Annotated in this window: 19 protein-coding genes and 1 pseudogene; 6 read left to right on the top strand and 14 right to left on the bottom strand. The window is 67.6% G+C overall.

Annotated features, from left to right (window positions below; all coding sequences use genetic code 11):
- Positions 1-70 precede the first annotated feature (70 nt).
- Positions 71-805 carry a GntR family transcriptional regulator gene (locus ACWGKS_RS16300; protein ID WP_452523049.1) on the bottom strand — a complete coding sequence of 245 codons (735 nt, stop codon included), beginning with the start codon at positions 803-805 and terminating at the stop codon, positions 71-73.
- 339 nt (positions 806-1,144) lie between these two features.
- Between ACWGKS_RS16300 and ACWGKS_RS16295 the strand changes: the two genes are divergently transcribed.
- Entirely contained in the window at positions 1,145-1,525 is a 381-nt protein-coding gene (locus tag ACWGKS_RS16295) for a PLD nuclease N-terminal domain-containing protein (protein ID WP_358508565.1), read from the top strand.
- 203 nt (positions 1,526-1,728) lie between these two features.
- Here ACWGKS_RS16295 and ACWGKS_RS16290 read toward each other — a convergent pair.
- From ACWGKS_RS16290 to ACWGKS_RS16245, 10 genes and pseudogenes are all read right to left on the bottom strand, one after another.
- Positions 1,729-1,885 (bottom strand): annotated as a pseudogene (locus tag ACWGKS_RS16290) (IS5/IS1182 family transposase); the annotation flags it as partial.
- Positions 1,886-1,916: 31 nt separating this feature from the next.
- Positions 1,917-2,900, bottom strand: a complete 984-nt coding sequence (locus tag ACWGKS_RS16285; RefSeq protein WP_358508564.1) for a LacI family DNA-binding transcriptional regulator — start codon at positions 2,898-2,900, stop codon at positions 1,917-1,919.
- A 27-nt stretch (positions 2,901-2,927) separates the two neighbouring features.
- Complete coding sequence (locus ACWGKS_RS16280; protein ID WP_358508562.1) at positions 2,928-4,229, bottom strand: MFS transporter; 1,302 nt, start codon at positions 4,227-4,229, stop codon at positions 2,928-2,930.
- A gap of 8 nt (positions 4,230-4,237) precedes the next feature.
- The gene (locus tag ACWGKS_RS16275; protein WP_358508560.1) at positions 4,238-6,010 is read right to left on the bottom strand and encodes a gamma-glutamyltransferase; all 1,773 of its coding nucleotides are present in this window, start codon (positions 6,008-6,010) and stop codon (positions 4,238-4,240) included.
- 590 nt (positions 6,011-6,600) lie between these two features.
- Positions 6,601-6,975, bottom strand: coding sequence for a DUF952 domain-containing protein (locus ACWGKS_RS16270; protein ID WP_358508558.1), 375 nt, complete (start codon positions 6,973-6,975; stop codon positions 6,601-6,603).
- Positions 6,976-6,996: 21 nt separating this feature from the next.
- Positions 6,997-8,088 (bottom strand): hypothetical protein, encoded by a 1,092-nt coding sequence (locus ACWGKS_RS16265; RefSeq protein WP_452523045.1) that lies wholly within the window; start codon positions 8,086-8,088, stop codon positions 6,997-6,999.
- 116 nt (positions 8,089-8,204) lie between these two features.
- Complete coding sequence (locus ACWGKS_RS16260; protein WP_358508554.1) at positions 8,205-9,506, bottom strand: dihydrolipoamide acetyltransferase family protein; 1,302 nt, start codon at positions 9,504-9,506, stop codon at positions 8,205-8,207.
- An 11-nt stretch (positions 9,507-9,517) separates the two neighbouring features.
- A complete protein-coding gene (locus ACWGKS_RS16255) occupies positions 9,518-10,534 on the bottom strand; it encodes an alpha-ketoacid dehydrogenase subunit beta (RefSeq protein WP_304077291.1) in 1,017 nt (338 codons plus the stop codon).
- A 16-nt stretch (positions 10,535-10,550) separates the two neighbouring features.
- Positions 10,551-11,654: a pyruvate dehydrogenase (acetyl-transferring) E1 component subunit alpha gene (gene pdhA, locus ACWGKS_RS16250; RefSeq protein ID WP_358508551.1), complete on the bottom strand. Its 1,104-nt coding sequence runs from the start codon at positions 11,652-11,654 to the stop codon at positions 10,551-10,553.
- 480 nt (positions 11,655-12,134) lie between these two features.
- The gene (locus ACWGKS_RS16245; protein ID WP_358508549.1) at positions 12,135-12,812 is read right to left on the bottom strand and encodes a GntR family transcriptional regulator; all 678 of its coding nucleotides are present in this window, start codon (positions 12,810-12,812) and stop codon (positions 12,135-12,137) included.
- Between the two features lie 778 nt (positions 12,813-13,590).
- Here ACWGKS_RS16245 and ACWGKS_RS16240 point away from each other — a divergent pair.
- Together ACWGKS_RS16240 and ACWGKS_RS16235 are read left to right on the top strand one after the other, a co-directional pair.
- Positions 13,591-14,307: a phosphatase PAP2 family protein gene (locus tag ACWGKS_RS16240; RefSeq protein ID WP_452523084.1), complete on the top strand. Its 717-nt coding sequence runs from the start codon at positions 13,591-13,593 to the stop codon at positions 14,305-14,307.
- Positions 14,308-14,492: 185 nt separating this feature from the next.
- Complete coding sequence (locus ACWGKS_RS16235; RefSeq protein WP_452523042.1) at positions 14,493-16,574, top strand: heavy metal translocating P-type ATPase; 2,082 nt, start codon at positions 14,493-14,495, stop codon at positions 16,572-16,574.
- A 343-nt stretch (positions 16,575-16,917) separates the two neighbouring features.
- Here the strand turns inward: ACWGKS_RS16235 and ACWGKS_RS16230 are convergent, their stop codons facing one another.
- The 3 genes from ACWGKS_RS16230 to ACWGKS_RS16220 all read right to left on the bottom strand — a co-directional run bounded on the left by ACWGKS_RS16230 (position 16,918) and on the right by ACWGKS_RS16220 (position 18,938).
- The gene (locus tag ACWGKS_RS16230) at positions 16,918-17,160 is read right to left on the bottom strand and encodes a hypothetical protein (RefSeq protein WP_358508547.1); all 243 of its coding nucleotides are present in this window, start codon (positions 17,158-17,160) and stop codon (positions 16,918-16,920) included.
- A 735-nt stretch (positions 17,161-17,895) separates the two neighbouring features.
- A complete protein-coding gene (locus tag ACWGKS_RS16225; RefSeq protein ID WP_452456114.1) occupies positions 17,896-18,087 on the bottom strand; it encodes a DUF397 domain-containing protein in 192 nt (63 codons plus the stop codon).
- A gap of 11 nt (positions 18,088-18,098) precedes the next feature.
- The gene (locus tag ACWGKS_RS16220; RefSeq protein ID WP_452456115.1) at positions 18,099-18,938 is read right to left on the bottom strand and encodes a helix-turn-helix domain-containing protein; all 840 of its coding nucleotides are present in this window, start codon (positions 18,936-18,938) and stop codon (positions 18,099-18,101) included.
- Positions 18,939-19,211: 273 nt separating this feature from the next.
- Between ACWGKS_RS16220 and ACWGKS_RS16215 the strand changes: the two genes are divergently transcribed.
- From ACWGKS_RS16215 to ACWGKS_RS16205, 3 genes are read left to right on the top strand one after another with little or no spacing between them, the layout of a single operon-like run.
- On the top strand, positions 19,212-19,754 hold the full coding sequence (locus ACWGKS_RS16215; protein ID WP_452523039.1) for a hypothetical protein: 543 nt from the start codon (positions 19,212-19,214) through the stop codon (positions 19,752-19,754).
- Positions 19,754-20,104, top strand: a complete 351-nt coding sequence (locus tag ACWGKS_RS16210) for a hypothetical protein (protein WP_452456204.1) — start codon at positions 19,754-19,756, stop codon at positions 20,102-20,104. Before ACWGKS_RS16215 ends, ACWGKS_RS16210 begins: the two co-directional genes overlap by 1 nt.
- A complete protein-coding gene (locus ACWGKS_RS16205) occupies positions 20,101-20,313 on the top strand; it encodes a hypothetical protein (protein ID WP_452456117.1) in 213 nt (70 codons plus the stop codon). The genes ACWGKS_RS16210 and ACWGKS_RS16205 overlap by 4 nt, the downstream gene beginning before the upstream one ends.
- The last annotated feature ends 33 nt before the right edge of the window (positions 20,314-20,346 follow it).

Raw genomic sequence — 20,346 nt, 5'->3', positions numbered from 1 at the left:
GTGTGACCTGAGGGCGGTGGTTCGTCCCTCCTGCGGGAGAGACGGGCCACCGCCCTTCGCCGTGTCCGGCTCAGGTCGGGGGCCGGAGGCCGCGGGTTCGGCCCAAGGACAATTTGTAGAGAAGTCGACACTGTTCGGCGGAACCGATGAGGTCGGAGGTCTCCACCGGACGATCACCGCTGAAGTGGGTCCGTTCCACGACGAGGACCGGGACCCCGGGCGGGATGTCCAGCAGTTCGGTCTCCGCGTCACGCAGGGTGCGGATCCCGACCTCCTCCACGACCCGGTCGACGGGATGTCCCACGGAACCGAGCCGTTCGAGGGGGCCTACGTCGGCGGCGTCGAAAGGAGTGCGCAGGGTTCCGGCGGTGAGGACCGCCGGCTCCCACGAGAGGTGCAGGGTGACCGAGCGGTCGCCGTGCAGACCGCGGGAGGTGGTCCGGTACACCGGGTCGCCGTCACGCAGCCGCAGTCGGGCGGTGAGCCGGCCCGAACTGCGTTCCTGCTCGGTGCCGACCCGTTCCCGGCTCAGCCCGCCCAGCCCGGAACCCGAGGTGGCGTCGGTACGGGAGAGCCGGAACACCTCGGGGACGGCACGAACGAAGTAACCGGATCCGGGTCTGGACTCGACGAGCCCCTCGGTGACCAGGAGTCGTAGCGCGGTGCGGGAGATCTGCTCGCTGACCCGGTAGGAACGGGCCAGACGGGTACGGGAGGGCAACCGGGTTCCCGGGCTCATCTCCCCGTTGAGGATGGGGGCGCGCAGTTGTTCGGCCAGCCAGAGGTATCGGGGTCGCCTGGCCACCGTTCACCGGACCCTTGGGACGGGGGTCCCCGGGTGAGCGCGGGTTCTCGTGATTCGGTGGTCGAGGGTGCCGGTTTCCCCGGAGGTGCCGGTCGGGGGTCGGAGGGTCGAAATGTTGCTGCCAGATCGCCGAAGCTCGCCCATGGCAACCAGTAAAGCAGTGGAAAGGCCTGGTGGGGGGTGCTACCGGAAAGTAGGGGGTCCGACCGCGAGGGGACCACGGAATCGGAACCCGTGGGACCCAAGGGGGAAACGCCCGTAACCGAAGGAATGTACTTCCTCGACGATCGTGATTATTACTCTGGGTAGTAGATTGGCCACATCATGCTTGGGGGAGTCATGATCACGAACCTGTCGGAGACACCACAGTTGGAGCGACTGGCCCAACTGACGGACACCAGTGGTCGGGCGGTCGTCTGGATGGGCGGGGTCACCGGCGTCCTCATCGGACTCGCGTTCCTCGCGGTCGTGGTGATGATCGTCGCGGCGATCGTCTCCACCCTCGCCAACGGTGACACCTCGACAGGGGGCAAGCTCCTGTGGGTGATCTTCATCCTCTGGTTCCCCTTGTTCGGGGCCATCGCCTGGTTCGTGGTCGGTAAGAAGGGCCACCTGAACCGGTTCCTCGGGATCGACAGGGGCCGGGCTCGCCACACGATCCCCGCCAGCGTCGGCCAGCACAGCGACGTGGTGCCCGACCGGGCCGGGGTCGACGCCTGAGTCGACCCACCCGCGCGGCGAAGCGAAGGGCTTGTCCACAGGCTGTGGACAAGCCCTTCGTCCTTTCTCCGCTCATCGTCTTGGAGGCACGTCGCCCTGGCTCCACGTCCGGGGGTGAGGAACGTCGGAGCAGGATCCGGCGCCAAGAGCTCATCTCAAAGGTCGTCGGTGTGCCTGGCCAGGTGCTTATGGCAGATCAGAACACGGGCGATGCGCACGCCGATGCCGCGCGCACGGTCAGCGGCGCCGCTCGCGGAAGTGGTAGGCCTTGTCGCCGTGGAGCTTGGCCGGACGCCGCCTACGGGATCCCTGGCGTGAGCGCACCGCGGGGATGCCCCGGACCAAGGGTTGGAGTGCTTCCCGCAAGGTGCGGCCTCGGCCTCGGCCTGGTTCAGCCCGGCGGCTGTGTCGAGCGCCGCACCACCAGGTCAAGCGGGATCGTCTGGTGCGCGGTCGGCGGTTCGTTGTCGCGCAAACGGTCCTCAAGCACACCGACGACCCGCGAGGCGATGGCGGTCGTGTCGATGCGCAGACTCGTGATCGGGACGGTGGCCGTCTCGGCCACGGCGCCGTCGAGGGCACAGGCGACCCTGACGTCGCCGGGCACCGCGAGTCCCATCCCGAGGGCGGCGTCGAGCGCACCGGCTGCGAAGACGCTCGACGACGTCAGCACGGCATCGCACCGGGGGTGGGCCTCTAACAGCCTCGTCGCCACGACGCGTGAGCCCTCGGCACCATCATCGTTGGCGGCGACACGGATCAGCTGCCGATTCCCGGACGAGACCGCGAGCGTCGAGTAGGCCTGCAGGATCGACCTTCGGTACATGTTGTCGGTCTCGCCGACGATCAGGCCCATCATGTCCGCTCCCGTCGACTGGAGGTGCTGGATGAGCTTGATGAAAGAGGCGAAGTAGTTGACGCCGACCCACCACTCGAACGTGGAGCTGGACGGATCGCGATCGAAGGCGACGACCGGGATCCGCCGGGACTCCAGTTCGCGCAGGGTCTCGTCCTCGTAGTTCGGGTGCAGCACGACCGCGCCGTCGAGCCGTGCCGCGAGGGCGGTGAGCTCGCTGAGCGAGCTCGCGACGAACACCGTGTACCCGGCGTTCAGCAGCCCGAGGGTCACCGCTCCTGTGATGGTCGAGAACGACGTCGTCCCGGCGGTGAAACTGGTGATCGCCTCGGTCGGGCGCACCAGGATCCCGATGGTCCCGGTACGCCCCTTCGGCCGGTATCCGAGTTCGGAGGCCGCTTCCAGCACACGCCGTCGGGCGTCGACCGAGACCGGGCGTTTTCCCGAGAAGACCTGGGAGGCGGTGGTGGCGGACACTCCGGCGCGCAGCGCGACGTCGCCGAGCCGTACCTGGTCCATATCGCGTTACCTCCCGGTTTTCGCAGCCTATCCCGCGTTGATCTCCTCGGTGGACAGGTGCGAGGTCTCGCGCAGCCCGAGCGAGCAGAGCACCAGGACCAGCATGACCGAAGCCCCGTAGACGGCGACGGAGAGCGGGTTGTCGGTGGCGACCAGCAGCCACGTCGCGATGAACGAGGCGGTCCCACCGCCGAGCGCCGCACCCACCTGATATCCCGCCGACATCGCGCTGTATCGCAGTCGGGCCGGGAACTGCTCGCCGGAGAGCGTGGGGATCGGCCCCTGCGTGATGCCTGTGATGAGCCCGGTGACACCGAAGGCGATCGTTGCCATGACGATGCTGGACGTTCCGACCATCGGGAAGTAGGCGAACAGGAACATCGCCATCGCGACACCGCCGAGGATCATGACCTTCTTGCGCCCGATGACGTCCGAGAGCAGGGCGAACAGGGGCGCGCTCAGGAGCAGGACGGCGCTGTAGGAGAGCTGGCCGAGAAGTGCCTGGGTCGAGTCGTAGCCGATCGAGGTCAGGTAGGAGAGGAAGAAGGTGAAACCGATGTAGGCGATGGTGTTGTAGCCGTAGCTCACGCCGAGCACCAAGAGGATCTGCTTCGGTCGTGTTCTGAGCATCTCGACGAAGGGGATCGTGTCCGGCTTGGCGGCTGTGACCGCCTCCTCCTGCGGCATGTTGAGACGGGCGATCAGCCCGATCACGATGAGCGCCCCGCCCAGCCAGAACGGCACGCGCCAGGCGAACTCCACGAGATCACCGCCGGCGATCGCGCTCGTGGCGGCGAAGACCCCGACTCCCAGAAGCGTGCCGAGGCCAATGCCCATGCTGGTGAAGCTTCCCCACAGCCCGCGGCGGTGTCGCGGTGCGTTCTCGATGCCGAAGAGCGCGGCGCCGCCCCATTCACCGCCGGCGGCGAATCCTTGGATCAGGCGGAAGAGCACGAGCAGGACCGGCGCCCAGACCCCGATCGTGTCGTAGGTCGGCAGGAAGCCGATGGCCAGGGTCGAGAAGCCCATCGTGATCAGTGTCAGCACGAGCATCGGGCGGCGGCCGATGCGGTCACCGAAGTGCCCGATGACAATGCCGCCGAGCGGGCGCGCCAGGAATCCGGTGCCGAACGCGGCGAAGGCGTAGAGGGTGCCGACAACGGGGTCGACGTCGGGGAAGAAGAGCACGTTGAAGACGAGCCCGGCCGCGAGTCCGTAGATGAGGAAGTCGTAGTACTCCAGCGCCGTCCCGATCCCCGAGACCAGGAATGTCTTGGTCGCCGTGACCTTCGTTCCCGAAGTCTCCGGCTCCTGTCCGGTTGTGTGCATGGCTGCTCCTAAACGTTGAAGTGGGACGCGAGGATCGCGGACTCGGTGCGTCCGCCACCCAGAGAGCGGGCGATGTTCGGACGGCTGAAGTCCATGGGGAACGGGTCGTTGGAGTGCGCGGGGACGAACGGGTCGAGGTCACCGAGGTCGCCGATGAGCCCTCGCAGTGAGCCCGGTACCACCAGGGATCTACCGCTGGCGTCGATGCGCGGTACCGCCAGCGCCTCCCTCGCGGACGAGCCGCCGTCGACCAGCGCGATCACGAGCTGGGTGACGGCGCTCACGATCCGGCGCCCGCCGGACGCCCCGATCGCGGCCTTGGTCCCGTCGTCGCCGAGCACCACGACGGGACCCATGTTCGCCAGTGCGCGAGCGCCCGAGCCGATGCTGTTCGCGGCCCCCGGGGCCGCGTTGAACCAGGCCATCGCCGAGTCGAGGAGCAACCCGGTACGAGGGCACACGATGCCGCTACCGAAGTGGTTCGCCGCGGTGTGCGTGATGCTGATGACGCGCCCTTGCGCGTCCGCCGCCGAGATGTGCGTGGTGCCGCTCGTCGGCCGAGTCGCCCCGGCGGGTGACCAACTCCGCGTCGAGCGGAGCCCTGAACCGGTGGCCCGGGGGTCGTGTGCGGCGCGCGAGGCGTAGGTCAGCCAGGGCGCGCCCTCCCGCCATCCCGGTACGTCGCTCCCTTCGGTGACCTGCTCGGCGAGTTCGTCGGCGTAGGCGTCCGACAGCAGCTCTTCGACGGGGACCTCGCGGACCGCGGGGTCGCCAAGCCAGTGGTAGCGGTCCGCGAACGCGTGCCGGAGCGTGAGGGCGAGCGCCCGAAGGTCGGCGCCGGACGCGGTCGGCAGGCCTGCCCCGGGGCGGACCCGCTGCCAGACATTGAGCGCCTGGAGTTCGGTCAGCGCTCCGGAGGGGGCGTGTGGGGCGGCGACGGTCGATCCCCGGTAACGGAGCCGGCGCGCGGCCCGGACCGCGGGTTCCGCCGCGCGGAGGTCCTGGGGAGTGAGTAGACCGCCTCGTTGACGAGAGGCCTGAACCAGCCCGTCGGCGATCTCGCCGTCGACCAGGACGTCGGGGCCGGCGTGTGCGGCGGTTTCGAGCGTGCGTCCCAGCAAGGGCTGGGTGATCATGGGGTAGGCGGCGAAGGACTGTCCGTATCCGGCATCCGTCCCGGCGCCCTTCGGTAGCCCCCGCCCGTCCAGGAAGACTTCTCTGGCGACCGGGTCACTGCGCAGTCGCTCGATGTCGCCGAGCGCGGAGGTGATGAACCAGGCGTCCGGCGCGAACCCGGTGTGCGCCGCCTCGATCGCCGGTTGCAGGACGACCGTGCGGGGCAGACGCCCGAACCGTGCGTGCGTCGTCAGGAGTCCAAGCAGCGTCCGGGGCACACCGGAGGCGAGCGGACCGTCGACGTTGGCGTTCCCGGCCACCGTCGCCAGCCCGAGCACCGGGGCCTGGGCCCCTCCCTCCCGTTCCTCCAGTTCGAACATCGTCGCGGATGCCCCGATCGGTGCCTTCGGTCCGAAGTCGATCTCGACCGGATCGGCGCCGTCCTCGGCCAGCACGGCGAACCCGCACCCCGCGAGCGTCGTCTCGGCAGGCTCGATGACGCCGCTGACCAGTGCTGCGGCGACTGCCGCGTCCACGGCGTTGCCGCCGTGCTCGTACATGGTCATCCCCGCCCGCACCGCTTGCTCGTGCGGCGCTACGACGGTTCCGAGGCCGTGGTCCTCTCGCGTGGCGACCGCCGGCCGTTCCGCAGTGTGCGAGTCCATCCCGCGCTCCCCTTCCAATGCGTTGCAGGTCACAGGAAGCCTAGGAGCGGAACGTTCCACGATGAATATTCTGTGTGTTGTTTGCGCAAATAACACAAAAAGCTCGTACCTGGGATAACGCGCCCATGGCCGAACGGGCTGCGTGCTCCTGAGAGGCGAGGCCGACAGGGCGAAGCCGGCCGGTGAGGTCACATCTAAGTGTGAGAAGCCTTCGCCCCAGGGAACGCCGCTGTTCGCGGTGTTGATGTCGGACCGCCCCGTTGCGGCCCGCGGTAGCAGGTCGGCGAACGGTTCGGGGACCGGAGCCGGCGGGGCGGCGAAGGCGCGAGTTCCCCCGCCGGATCCGCCGGAGGATCGGGGGCGCGGTGGGGCCGCCCGGTCCGTGTGTTTCCAGAAGTAAGGGCTTCCTCGGAAGGCGATCCTGGCTCAGCGCCGGATCCTGTTCCGATGTTCCTCGACCCCCAAGTCGCTCTGTCTCCAAGGCGACGTGTCGCCAAGTCGCCCTGTCGCCAAGTCGCCCTGTCGCCCTGTCGCCAAAACACTGTGTAGCCAAAACGGCTTGTCGTAACGACGACCGGTCGAGCTCACACTCACGGGGTGGGCGGCCGGCTCTCCTCCAACGCCGTGTGGCGTCCGGACGCGTCACGGACGAGCCGCAGCACCGAAGTCACGGAGCGACGGGGGATGGGACCGTAGATGTGGGGGAAGCGCACGTCGGAGCCCACCCCGGGTGGGGGGACCGGGGCGGCGGACTCCCAACGGACCTCGGCGTCCAGCAGGTCGGTGTCCACCACCAGGACGACCAGGGGTTCGGCCGGGTCGGTGTAGAAGGCGTTCGCCACGGCGAGCATGGTCGCCTCGTCGGGGGAGGCGTGCAGGTATCCCTCGGTGTCCAAGGACGTGGCTTCGACGTCCCCGCCGATCGACCACCGGGAGAGCTCGGTCAGGTGCAGTACAAGGCTCATGGGCGGACGGTACCGCCCGGATCAGGGATTACCGGTGACACAGAGCCCGTAGTCGCTGATCCGATAGGCCTCACGCCACCCACCGCCGGGCATCGGGACGGTGTCGCCGCTGTCGGTCAGGGAGAGGTCCTCGGGGGTGCGGATCCCCAGGGCCTCGGCGGTCTCCAACACGAGCATCGCCAGGCGCACCGCGTTGACCTCGTCGAAGCGGTAGGCGGGAGAGACGTGGGTGACCTCCATCTCCAGATGGCGTTCCGCGGTGGCCTCGACCCAACCGAATTCCTCCGGGTCGGGCGCCTCGGGATCGTTCCGTAGCGCGTCGGCCGCGACCCGGTCCAGACCCAAGCACACGTGCTCACCGAGTTCGAAGTGGAAGACCCAGGGACCGCCCTCCTTACCGGGGAAGCGACCGTGGAAGCCGAAGGAACGTTCGTGGTCCATCGCGGTCAGTTCCGACGGCATGTCGCGAAAGACGTCGACCAACCGGCGCGCGTAGGGCTTCCAGTCGTCGAATCGGGTGATCCCCGCGATGGACATGCCGCCGACGTCGCCGGTCATGGACACCCCGAGGAAACCGGCGGTCACATCACCCCCGTGCTCACGCTGGTACCAGTACCAACCCTCGGCGGGGGAGGTCGGGACCAGGCACAGGACCGGGCCATCGCGGCCGGCGCGCAGGTCCAGGCTGTGATCGCTCCGGCGCCAGCGCAGGAAGGGAGCACCCCAGTAGGGGATCTCACCATGGAAGGGACTCTCGTCGTCGGAACCGATGACGTTCGGTTCGCCCAACCCCTGGCGCAGGGCACGGCCCGCGTCACGGAACGCCTCGACCTGCTCCCGTGCCCCGGTTCCGACCCGCCCCAACGGGAAGTGCAGGCCCACGTACTCCTCGCGGGTCACGTGGATCTCCATGAAGTCGTCGACCGGGCGCAACCACGGGTCACCGTAGGAGCGTGTGCGCAGGATCGGCCCCCACTCTCCGGCCTCCCAACGCCAGCCCTGTTCGACCGCCATCCGAGACAGGTCGGCCTCGGTCCACTTCCCGGGGTCGACATTCCAGAGCAGCGTGCCGAGGGCGCTGATCCGCTCGGCGGACCAGAGGTGGTTCGTCATACTGTGCGGCCTTTCCATGGTGATGCGTCGATCATGCCGGCTATGACGAACGCCCCGGCCGGAGGGCCCGACCGGGGCGTTCGACTTCGCCGACGCACGGAAGCGTCGCCGATGACCTACAGGATGATCCGCATGGGCTCTTCGAGGATCTCGGCGAGGTCCTTGAGGAACGCGGCGCCGACGGCGCCGTCCACCGCACGGTGGTCGACGGACAGTTCCAGGGAGATGCGGTTGTGCACCCGCACCTCACCGTCCACGACCGTCGGCTCCGGACGCATGGCGCCCACGGCCAGGATCGCGGCCTCCGGCGGGTTGATCACCGCGGAGAAGCTGTCCACGCCGAACATGCCCAGGTTGGACACGCTGAACGTGCCGCCGCTCATCTCCTGCGGCTTGAGCTTGTTGTCGCGGGCCTTGCCGGCCAGGTCACGCGTGCGGGTGGAGATCTCCGACAGCGTGGCCTTGTCCGTGTCGTGCAGCACCGGAACGACCAGACCGGCGTCCACGGCCACCGCCACACCGACGTTGACGCGGTGGTGCTGGACCAGCTTGTCCTCCACCCAGGAGGTGTTGACCGCGGGGTGGAGCTTGAGCGCGGTGGCGCACGCCTTGACGATCAGGTCGTTGAAGCTGATCTTGACGCCCGTGCTCGACAGCTGCTCGTTGATCTGGGCACGGAAGGCCTTGAGGGCCTCGGCGTCGATCGCGCGACGCAGGTAGAAGTGCGGGACCGTCTGCTTGCTCTCGGTCAGACGGCGCGCGATCACCTTGCGCACGTTGCTGGTCTTGAGTTCCTCGGAGTCGCGACCGTCGTCGAAGGACCGCGCCGCGGACGCCTCGGCGGGCGCGCTCGGAGCGGCCTTCTCCGCGGCGGGGGCGTCCTTGGCGGCGTGCCCGTCCTTGGCCGCGGCCTCGATGTCGGCACGCACGATCCGACCCTTGGGGCCGGAACCCTGGACCTTGGTGATGTCCAGGCCGTACTCCTTGGCCAGCCTGCGGGCCAGCGGGGAGGTGCGCGGACGCGGGCCGTCGACGTCGCCGGCCGGAGCGGTGGGCTCGGCGGGGGCGGAGGAGGTCGCCTCGGCGGGCTCGTCCTCGCCCTTGGCCTCGTCCTCGGGCTCGGCGGCCTTCTCCTCGGCCGCGGGAGCGTCAGAGCCACCCGACTCCTCGGGCACCGCGTCCGGGGAGTCGCCGATGATGCCGATGACCTCACCGATCGCCACGGTGTCGCCCTCGGAGGCGGTCTGCTTGACCAGGTAACCGTCCTCGTAGGCCTCGTACTCCATGACGGCCTTGTCGGTCTCGATCTCGACCAGCACGTCACCGGAGGAAACCTTGTCCCCCACCTTCTTCACCCAGGTGGAGATGACGCCTTCCTCCATGGTGTCGGAGAGGCGCGGCATGTGGATCTCGCTCATTGAATCTCCCTCTACCCGACCCGTTTGCCGACGGCGCTCAGGGTCTCCTTGATCACGGTGCTGATCGACTCGATCGACGGCAGGGCCGCGGTCTCCAGCGGCTTGGCGTAGGGCATCGGCACCTCGGCCATCGCCACTCGACGAACCGGAGCGTCCAGGTAGTCGAAGGCCCCCTCCTGGATCGAGGCGGCGATCTCCGCGCCGATCCCGTAGGTGAGCCAGTCGTCCTCGCAGATGACCGCGGAACCGGTCTTCTTGACCGAGTCCACGAAGGTCTGCCGGTCCAGCGGACGCAGGCTGCGCAGGTCGACGACCTCGACGCTGATGTCGTCCTCCTTGGCCAGCTTCTCGGCGACCTGGTTCGCGACCATGGCCATCCGGGAGTAGCCGATCAGCGTGATGTCGCTGCCCTCGCGAGTGACCGCGGCACGCCCGATGGTGGCGGCGTTGTCGTTCTCGGGCTCGGCGTAGTCGTCGGGGACCTCACCCTTGGAGTTGTACAGGCCCAGGTTCTCCAGGAACAGCACCGGGTCGTCGTCGCGGATGGCCGCGCGAAGCATCGAGGAGGCCTCGGCCGGGGTGCTGGGAGCCATCACCTTGAGGCCGGGGATGAAGGAGTAGAACAGCTCGATGTTCTGGGAGTGGGTCGCGCCCAGCTGCTGGCCGCCGCCCCCGGGGGTGCGGATGACCAGCGGAACGCTGGTCTGGCCACCGAACATCCCGTAGATCTTGGCGGCGTGGTTGATGATCTGGTCGATGGCGATCAGCGAGAAGTTGATCGTCATGAGTTCGACGACGGGGCGCAGACCGAGCATGGCGGCGCCGACGGCCGCGCCGACGAAGCCCTCTTCGGCGATCGGGGTGTCCTTGACGCGCCGGGGGCCGAACTCCTTGAGGAGACCCTCGGTGATCTTGTAGGAGCCCTCGAAGACACCGATCTCCTCGCCAATGACGAGGACGTTCTCGTCGCGCACCATCTCGGCGCGCAGAGTGTCCCGCAGAGCCTGGCGGTATGTGATCACGGACATGTGACTGGTTCCTTCCCTACTCCGCGAACACCGGGTCGGCGGGCATGCGCCGCGACTCGTTGGGAACCGGGGTGGCGTACGTGTAGTCGAAGAGCGTGGACGGGTCCGGGTGCGGGCTGTTCTCCGCGAAGTCGGCGGCCTCGGCGACCTCGGCCTTGACGGAGGCGGCGATCTCCTCGCGGAGTTCGTCCGTGAGGACGCCGGCCTTGGTCAGTTGGGCGTCGAAGATCGTGATGGGGTCGTTCTCGTCGGACCGCGCCTCGTCCTTCTGTTCCTCGGTGCGGTACTTGGCGGGGTCGACGACGGAGTGGCCCTTCTGCCGGTAGCTCCAGGCCTCCAGCAGGAACGGGGTCTGCTCCTCGCGAGCGCGCTCGACCAGCCTGGCGGTGGTGTCGCGCACGGCCAGGACGTCGCGGCCGTCCACCCGCTCACCCTCCATGCGGAAGGCGGCGCCGCGCTTGTACAGATCGGGCTCGGCGGAGGCCATGTCGACGGTGGTGCCCATGCCGGTGAAGTTGTTGATCACCACGAACACGATGGGCAGGTTCCACAGCTTGGCGATGTTGAGGGACTCGTGCCAGGCGCCGATGTTGGTGGTGCCGTCGCCCATCTGGCACATGACGACCTCGTCACCGCCGCGGTAGGTGACGGCCAGCGCCGCGCCGGTGGCCAGCGGCAGCTGTCCGCCGACGATGCCGTAGCCACCGAGCATGCGGGTCTCGGTGTCGTACATGTGCATCGACCCGCCCCAGCCCTTGGCGACGCCGTCGACGCGCCCGTAGAGCTCGGCCATGACCCGCTTGGGGTCCATGCCCTTGCCGATCGCGTACCCGTGGTCACGGTAGTTCGTGAACAGGTAGTCGCGCTCCTGGAGGGCCGTCATCAGACCGACGACGGTGGCCTCTTCGCCGAGGTTGAGGTGGCAGTAACCGCCGATCCGGGCCTGGGTGTAGGCCTGGCCGGTGCGTTCCTCGAAGCGCCGGATGAACAGCATCTGGCGGTAGTAGTCGAGGAGCGTCTCCGGCTTCTCGTTTCCGAGACCGGTCGTGTCCTTGCGGGTGCGCCGCTTGGCCGTGGAGGCCCGTGCGGTCCCGCCCTTCGGCTTGGCCGTGTCAGCCATGTCGTGCCTTTCTACGTACGAGAAGGCCTGCCCTTCCGACCTGTGGGTCGGGTGGCCTGGCCCGCTCGGGCCCCGCTGTCAGGCGTGGCCCGAGCGTGTGTCGCCGCCGGGCTCATCGGCGGCGACACAGTGGCTGTTGCGGGGAGCGTCCATCGGGGCCGTGGCGGGGCCCGCGTGTGGACGCGAAGTGAGTCGGGTCGCGTGTGCAGTTGTCGCGCCGAAACCCTTGAGGGCATTGCTTCCCGGTCTGGAGGGCGGTAAGCATGCGCGGAGAGGTGGTCCGAGTTCGTTCACCGGCCGGATGAACGACACCGTGCCACCAGGGCGTACGCGTGTAGCGGTGTGACGTGTGTCGCGCACACTCTACGTTCTGATCGATGATCGATCAATACAACTTTACGGGAGATACCCGAAGTTTCGCGCATAACACCAGATCGACCCCGGATCCCGGCACCGAGACCCGGTCCGGATCGGGTTCCTTCAGTGCCTGCCCTCGTGGGTCTTCAGCGCCGCCTCGACGTAGTTCAGGACGTGGTCGCTGAGCATCTGGCCGACGGAGGGGTCTCCCTCACGGAACGCCTTGGTGATCTGGGCGTGGTCGGCCGCCTTGGCGTGCAGTTCCATGTCGAGCCACCGCACCGAGAGCGCGGTCCACACCTCCACGCCCAGGGACTCCCAGGTGTGCAACAGCACGCTGTTGTTCGCGGCCCGCACGACCTCGCGGTGGAACTCCACGCTGTGCCGGATCTGGTCGGTGACGTCGCCCCTGGCCGTCGCGTCCCGCAGGGCCTCCACCTCGCGCTCCAGCGGCGACGGGTCCTGGGCCAGACGCGGAGCGGCCAACTGGGCGGCGACGAGCTCCAGGCCGGCACGCACGGGATAGATCTCCGCCATGTCCTGGACACCGAACGCCCGGACCCTGGCGCCCTTGTTGGGCACGGTCTCGATGAGACGCAGTGTCTCCAGCTCGCGTAGGGCCTCGCGGACCGGCGCCTGGCTCACCTTGAGTTCGGTGGCGACCCGCCGTTCGACGATGCGCTCGCCCGGCTGCCAACGACCCGACAACAGGCCCTCGACCAGAACCTGCCGGATCTGCTCCCTCAACGGCTCACGGGCCAGTTTCGAGGGATCATCCGGCAACTGCGGGAGGTCGACCATCCAGGGCCCTTCCGTTCTCCGTCCCGGGTGCGACCGGCTTCGAGGCCCGCACACCACTGTCTGACAAGCTCTTTGAAGAGTGCCACACCCGGGTGGGTCGACCGGACCTTCGGGCACGGGGCGCTAACGAAAGCCTCACGAACGGATCGCGGTCAGGTGAAGCGGTCGAATCGGCCGGGGGAGGCTTCGGCAAAGTCCGAGGTAGAAGGATCACATTCGTGTCGTCGAGGCGCCAATGGCATAGCGTGGCCGGGTAGGCTCACCTGTCGGCGATATCTGGAAAAGGCCGGATGAAATGTAGTGGACGTCACGGCCACAGCTCAAGATGGCGCCTGACCTGCGTGAACGGAATTGGAGTGGGGCCGGCGCGGGTGGGGGACATCGATGACGACGATCTGTTCGCCTTGGAATGCCGAACCTGCGAAAAGCCGGTCGCGAACACCGCGAACCAGCCTGAAGGTTCGGTCGTCGAACCGGGTGCGGGGGGAGGAAAACGCCCCTCGGTACGTTACCAACACCAGGTGTCGACCCCGAGGCCGTCAGAACCAGTCCGACAACCGCGGCTAGCCCGTCCCCCACGCCTCAGCAGTGCCACAGGCAAGCCCACGACGTGTGAGACAGCACTGAGCACATGACGCATTCTCCGAGGGCCAGGCACACACGGTCCAGACAGAAACCTCCGCCTCACGAACCGGAACGGCGCAGACCCGAACCCGGTCCGTACAGCGGTCCCATACCCGTGGTCCGAGCCGATGAGCTCGCCCCGGGGCCGCCGGTCGTGCGCGCCGTGAAGTGGCCGAGCGTGAGCGAGATCGCGTGGGGGCTCGCCTCGGACCGACTCGCGATCATGCTCTTCGTGGCGCTCATCGTCGTGACGATGCTCGCGGCCGGGCCGCTGCACCCGGTCGACAACTTCCTCAACGACGCGTATCGGCCCTACTGGGACGCGCTGCGCGAGCCGCTGATCTACTGGCCGGACAACGTGGCCTCCCGTTACGTGGCCCTGCCGGTCCTGGGCGTGACCGCGGTCCAGCTGGCCTACTGGCACCGGAGTTGGCGGCCGATCATCCTGGGGGCGGGCGGCGTCTTCGGGGTGATGTCGATGGTCTCGGTGATGAAGCTGTTCATCAACCGGGGGCACGCCAAGTACCACGACCCGGACTTCTTCGCGGGGACGGGGAACGTGGCCTTCCCATCGGGGCACGGGGCCAACGCGATCCTCATCTACGGGCTGGTGCTGTTCCTGATCATCAGGTTCGGCGCGGCCCGACCACACATCATCAAACGCCTGGCGTACTGCATCGTGGGCATCGCGTTACTGCAGTCGACCGTGTCGATCTACCTACAGTTCCACTGGTTCACGGACCTGCTGGCCGGGATGATCGCCGGGGGGTTCGCGTTGCGGCTGACGATCCGTCTGGACCGGATGATCCCGCACGGACACACCGTCCACTGGTGGCCCTGGTACGGAAAGGAATCCGAGGTCGCGGCCTAGGTTCGAGAGAAGGACATGAGGAGCGTCCGTCGAGGAGATCGACGGGCGCTCCTTTTTCTTCGGGGAACACGCCTCGATTCGGAATACCCCTAGGGGGTATGTTTCGTTGAAGGAAGTGAGCGACACCGCGGACATCCGCGCCGAAGGCACCCCTAGAGGGGGTTCGCGGGGGAAGGAATGTACACATGAACACGGGCACTCACGGTCACCCCGATCACACGGGGCACGATCACGGCCATGGTGAGCACGAAGGTCACAACGACCATGACGCGCACGGCGGGCATGGCGGACACGGGGGCCATGGCGACCACGCCGCCATGTTCCGAAAGCGGTTCTGGTGGAGCCTGCTCTTGAGCGTTCCGGTGGTGTTCACCAGCCACATGGTGGCCGGCTGGTTCGGCTACGACGTCCCCGACGCGCTCACCTGGGTACCGCCGCTCCTGGGCACCGTCGTCTTCCTCTACGGCGGATGGCCCTTCCTCGCCGGTGCGCCCGCCGAACTGCGCGATCGCAAACCGGGCATGATGACCCTGGTCGCCATGGCGATCACGGTCGCTTTCGGCTCCAGCCTGCTCGCCACGTTCGGTGTGGTCGGCATGGAGCTGGACTTCTGGTGGGAGCTCGTCCTCCTGGTCGTGGTGATGCTCCTCGGCCACTGGCTGGAGATGCGGGCGCTGGGCCAGGCGTCCGGAGCGTTGGAGGCACTCGCCGAACTCCTGCCCGACCAGACCGAACGCGTGGGCGCCGACGGTGAGGTCGAGGAGATCCCCATCGCGCGACTGGTCGCCGGCGACACCGTTCTGGTCCGTTCCGGGGGGCGTGTGCCCGCCGACGGCACCGTGCTCCAGGGACGTGCCGACGTCGACGAGTCGATGATCACCGGCGAGTCCCGCACGGTCACCCGAACCCACGGCGACCGCGTGGTCGCCGGGACCGTCGCCACCGACTCCGCCCTGCGGGTTCGGGTGGACGCCGTCGGCGACGACACCACGCTCGCCGGAATCCAACGCCTGGTCTCCCAGGCTCAGGAGTCGCGCTCACGTTCCCAGGCGCTCGCCGACCGGGCGGCCGGACTGTTGTTCTGGTTCGCCCTGTCCGCGGCCGTCATCACCTCGCTCGTCTGGGGGCTCCTCCTCGGGGATTCGAGCCAGGCCGTCGAACGGACCGTCACGGTGCTCGTGATCGCCTGCCCCCATGCCCTGGGCCTGGCGATTCCACTGGTCATCGCGATCTCCACGACCCTGTCCGCGCGCAACGGCATCCTGGTCAAGGACCGGCTGTCACTGGAGCGCACCCGCCTGGTGGACACGGTGCTGTTCGACAAGACCGGCACCCTCACCAAGGGCACGCCCGCGGTCCTGGACATGACCGCCATGGACGGCGAGTCGCCCGAGCGTATGTTGTCCCTGGCCGGAGCCGTGGAGGCCGACTCCGAGCACCCCTCGGCGAAGGCGATCGTCGACGCTGCCCTCGAGACCGGTTCGCTCCCCAGGGCCACCGACTTCCAGTCGCTGCCCGGACACGGTGTTCGGGCGACCGTGGACGGGATCGACGTGCACGTGGGCGGGCCCGCCCTGCTGGAGTCCCTTGGGCTCACCGAGCCCGAGGAACTGGCCGAACGCACCCGTCCCTGGCGGGAGCAGGGCTCGACCGTGCTGCACGTGATCGACGATGGGGCCATCCTCGGAGCCTTGGCCCTGGCCGACGAGATCCGACCCGAATCCGCGTCCGCCGTCCGACAACTCAAGGAGCAGGGCCTGCGGGTGGCCATCGTGACCGGTGACGCTCGCAACGTCGCCGAATCCGTCGCCGGCAGGCTCGGTCTCGACGAGGTGTTCGCCCAGGTGCTGCCCGACCAGAAGGACGCGGTGGTTCGTGATCTTCAGGAGCGCGGCCGCCGGGTGGCGATGGTGGGCGACGGGGTCAACGACGCCCCCGCCCTCGCCCGTGCCGACGTCGGTATCGCCATCGGCGCGGGCACGGACGTGGCCATCGAGTCCGCCGGGGTGGTGCTGGCCTCGGACGACCCGCGAGGTGTGGTCTCCGTCCGGAAACTGTCCAACGCGGGCTATCGGAAGATGATCCAGAACCTGGTGTGGGCGGCGGGATACAACGTCGTCGCCGTGCCGTTGGCGGCGGGTGTCCTGGCGCCGATCGGGTTCGTCCTGGCTCCGGCCGTCGGTGCGGTGCTGATGAGCCTGTCGACCATCATCGTCGCGCTCAACGCCCAGTTGTTGAGGAGTCTGGACCTGCGTCCCGCCGACTGACCCGGGCGAACCTCGACTTCCCGGGCTGGAAACCGATGCCTTCGTGATGTAGCCGGCACATTAGGTGGCGAGTCGGAGTTATCCACAGCCTGTGGAAACCGGAGGTGACATGCCTTGCTCCCATGACGCATGGTGGCTGTATCGGGGGAGTTCGGTCTCCGCCGGCATCGCGCTGCCCTCACTGTGATGGCCTCGTCGCGACAGGACGTCGGTCCTCATCCTGCCGGTATCCGTCCGACCCCACCGTCCGGGAAACACCGGAGGAAATGAAAAAGCCTCTGCTGCGAAGGCACATCGCAGCAGAGGCTTTCACAAGAGATCGGCTGTTCTCGAACCAGCGCGACTAGCGAGCGAAGAGCGTCCAGGAGCCATCACTGGTTTCGCACTTCCACTCGGTGTAGTCCACGTACGGCTCGGCCAGGTATTCCTTGGCTTCGGCGACGCAATCGTCCATCGTGCCGGAGGCTCCGCCGACCACGTCCCAATCGGCCTCCGCGGCGGACGCGGTGCCCGCGCTCAGCGGAAGAACGACCGCGGCGGCGCATGCGACGAAACCGGCGGCGGCAAGAGAACGCCAGGACTTCATAAAACCTCAATCTGATGCTATACGGACTGGTGGCGGCCGGTGCGACCAAGAGAAATGCGCCATCGAACAGTGATAATTCTCGATGCCTCGCTTCCCGACAATTTGCAGGTCGGCGATCGAGATCCCCTGAATCAAATCTGCGCCGATCGCTTCGTGCCAAGACCGCCTTCGTCAGGGTAACCGAAGACCGCATCAATTCGAGATAAAGATATACATGAGTATTTGTCCACATGGGGAGTGCGGAGATGGGTTGCATCCCGGGTCAAGGACGCTCCGCCACAGGGGGAGGCATGGGCGGGATTCTCACCGCGACACCGAAGCGATGATCGGGGTCTTCGTCTTCACCGGCTACGAGCCTGCGGTGGCCCTGATGAGCGAGGCCCACTCGGTAGAGGGGAGGTCGGCCGCCCCTGGGTCGAGTGTTCGGAATCCCGGACCGCTGTGCCGGTGTGGGAGTCGGCGACCTCAACGCGGCCGTAGCCGGTCGCGCTGGAGTCGGGCTCGCGGAAGTTATCCACAGCCTGTGGAAAGTGGAGGTGACGCGCCCTGCTCCCATGGCGCATCGTGGCTGTATCGGGGGAACTTCGGCCTTCGACGGCATCGTGCTGCCCACACTTCGAGGCCTTGTCGCGACAAGACCCCATTCCACCGGACGGCTGCTGCGGGTAGGGTGCCGGACGGATGAATGCGAAGAAGGCCCCGACCGGAGATGTCGGGGCCTTCTTTCCGTTTCGGCTAGGGCTGCTTGTGGCAGGTGGCCGCAAGCAGTGCCGTCCACTCCGTGGAGCAGAAGGACAGATGTCCGGCCGCGCGGTTTTGAGTATCGCGTACGGCCGAACCCCTCGGGAGATCGGCGACTTCCACGCAGTTGTCGCCTCTGCCGCTGTAGCTGGACTTGCGAAAGTTCAAGGGGGTGGTTGAAGCCATGGTCGTCCTTGCTAGATGAGTGATTCCAGGTACTGGACAGAGTCCTCGGGGGAATCAGCCGAGCTGCAGATATGGCCGAAGATCGACACGTAGTTCTGGATCGCTTCTGGCTGTTCCAAGTACAGGTCCTCGGTCGCGGTCTCTATGTAAACCAACGGCAGGTCTGCCGGGTCGGGGAAGTCCAGGATCATGAAGGCGCCCTCCATGGCAGCATGCGAACCAGCTCGATCGCGGAGGACCTGGATGTCGATGTTCGGGCGTTCCGCCATGGCGGTGAGATGCCGAATCTGCTCGGTCATCACCTTGTCTCCACCCACCCGCTTGCGGAGCGCCGCCTCATCTATGACCACCCAGACGTGAGGGGCGCCTTCGGAGGCGAGGATCTCTTGGCGGCGCATGCGCCCAGCCACCTTGCGCTTGATGTCCCCATCACTGAGGACTCGGCTGCCTCGGAGGACTGCTGCGGCATAGTCGGGTGTTTGGAAAAGGCCCGGGATGAGAAGCGCCTCAAAGGTTCGGATCATGCTGGCGCCGGACTCGAAGTCGGCCAGGCCGCCGCGTAGGACGTCCTTGAAGTCGACCCACCAGCCGCGCACTCGGGACTCACGCGCGAGAGACACGATGGCTTCCTGCATGTCGTCCGGCAGCTCGTAAAGCTCGGCCAGATCCTTCATGTCGCGCACAGAGGGGAGTTTCCACTCGTTGCGCTCCATGCGGGAGAGCTTGCCGGAAGACCAGCCCAGTTCCTTGTTCACGGAGTCGATCTTGAGGTTGCGTTCCTCTCGCATGTTGCGAAGAAGCGCAGAAAGACGTCGCCGTCGTGCACTGGGGCTGTATCTACTGTCGGCCACGCTGTGTCACCTCCTAGCTCGCACGATCATAGGGCAGCCTCAGGAAAGCAGACATATTGCCCAAGTGCGAATCACATCTTGCTAATTTTGATATGTGTATTGCATCATGTCTCTACGCATTCAACCTGGCCGTCCTCATCCAGCGGCCACCTGCATCAGGAGGTGCGCGCCCATGGCGCCCTGCTGTCCGAACCCCTTGCCTGCCGACGTGACGCACCGGAGTCGTATCGACGCGATCGGTATCCACCTCGGACCCCGTGTGGAGGGAACGCGATGACCTACCTCGCCTCGGCCGACCTGCTGGCCGTCCGCTCCCTGGCCGCTGAGTCCGCCTTCTCCCTGGATCACCGTGTCGACCTGCCGGTGAAGCGCTCCGCACTCGGAGGCAATGTCGGGGGAGAGGGGAACCGGGCCCGCACCTTCGACTCGGGAATCGACGCCGCCGTGCTCCCCGCCCCCAGGGGCAGGCATCACCGGCCCGAACCGGCCCCCGAACCCGAACCCGTGGACGAGGACACCGGTTTCACGGTGATCGATCTACGCGACCAGGACACCGGATTCCGGATCCGTACCGAACCCGACCACCAGCGCGGACCCGGGGCCCTGGCCATGGTCATCGAACTGGACGCCTACCGCACCCCTCCGGGCCCGCCACCCACCACGCCTTCACCGGCCGAAGCCGGGCCCGTGCGCAGGCGAGGCCGCCGGGTACGCGGGTACGTGCGCGACCTGGAACCGGACGAGCGGGCCGAGTTCGCCACCCTGCGCAACACCATCCGCGCCTACCTTCGTCGACCGGGAAGGCGGGCGGCGTGATGGAACTGTGCCAGGCCCAAGGCGCCACCGGGCGGGGTGAACACTGGTACTGCATCGGTCGGGCCGACCACCCCGGCCCCCACACCGACGACCACGGCCGAGCCCGCCACCTTCCGAGCGAAGCCCTCCAAGAACTCGCCCACCGCTGGGGCCGCACCCACCGGGTGGCCTACACCGGAAGGCTGTGGGTCGCCGTGCACCGCGACCCGCACACGCACTGGCGCACCGAGATCGAACCCACCCCCGAACTCCTCGAAGTCCGCCTACGCGAGCACCACGGCCCACCGCCGGGACCGGCGCCCGAACTCGAACCCGGAGCGGTACCGCGACAGCGAGGAGCGACCCCGTGAAAGCCGACGACACCGGCCAGAGCCGGCCCTACGACCCGACTCGCTACACCCCGGACCTCGACGAGCACGGTCAGGACACCAACCGTCCCCTGGACGAGGAGGAGACCGCAGCGCTGAATCGTCTGGACAACGGGCAGGGCTGGCTCGAACAAGGCCGCCGATTCCACCGACTCCACCGTCCGCGCACATCAGAACGCAAGCATGTCTAGACCCCCACGCCCCCGCGCGCCCGGGCCCTCCTC

Source organism: Nocardiopsis sp. NPDC055879 (genome assembly GCF_053615935.1).
Note: the sequence above shows the minus strand (reverse complement) of the source record. Positions and strands in the feature narration are given on the sequence as shown.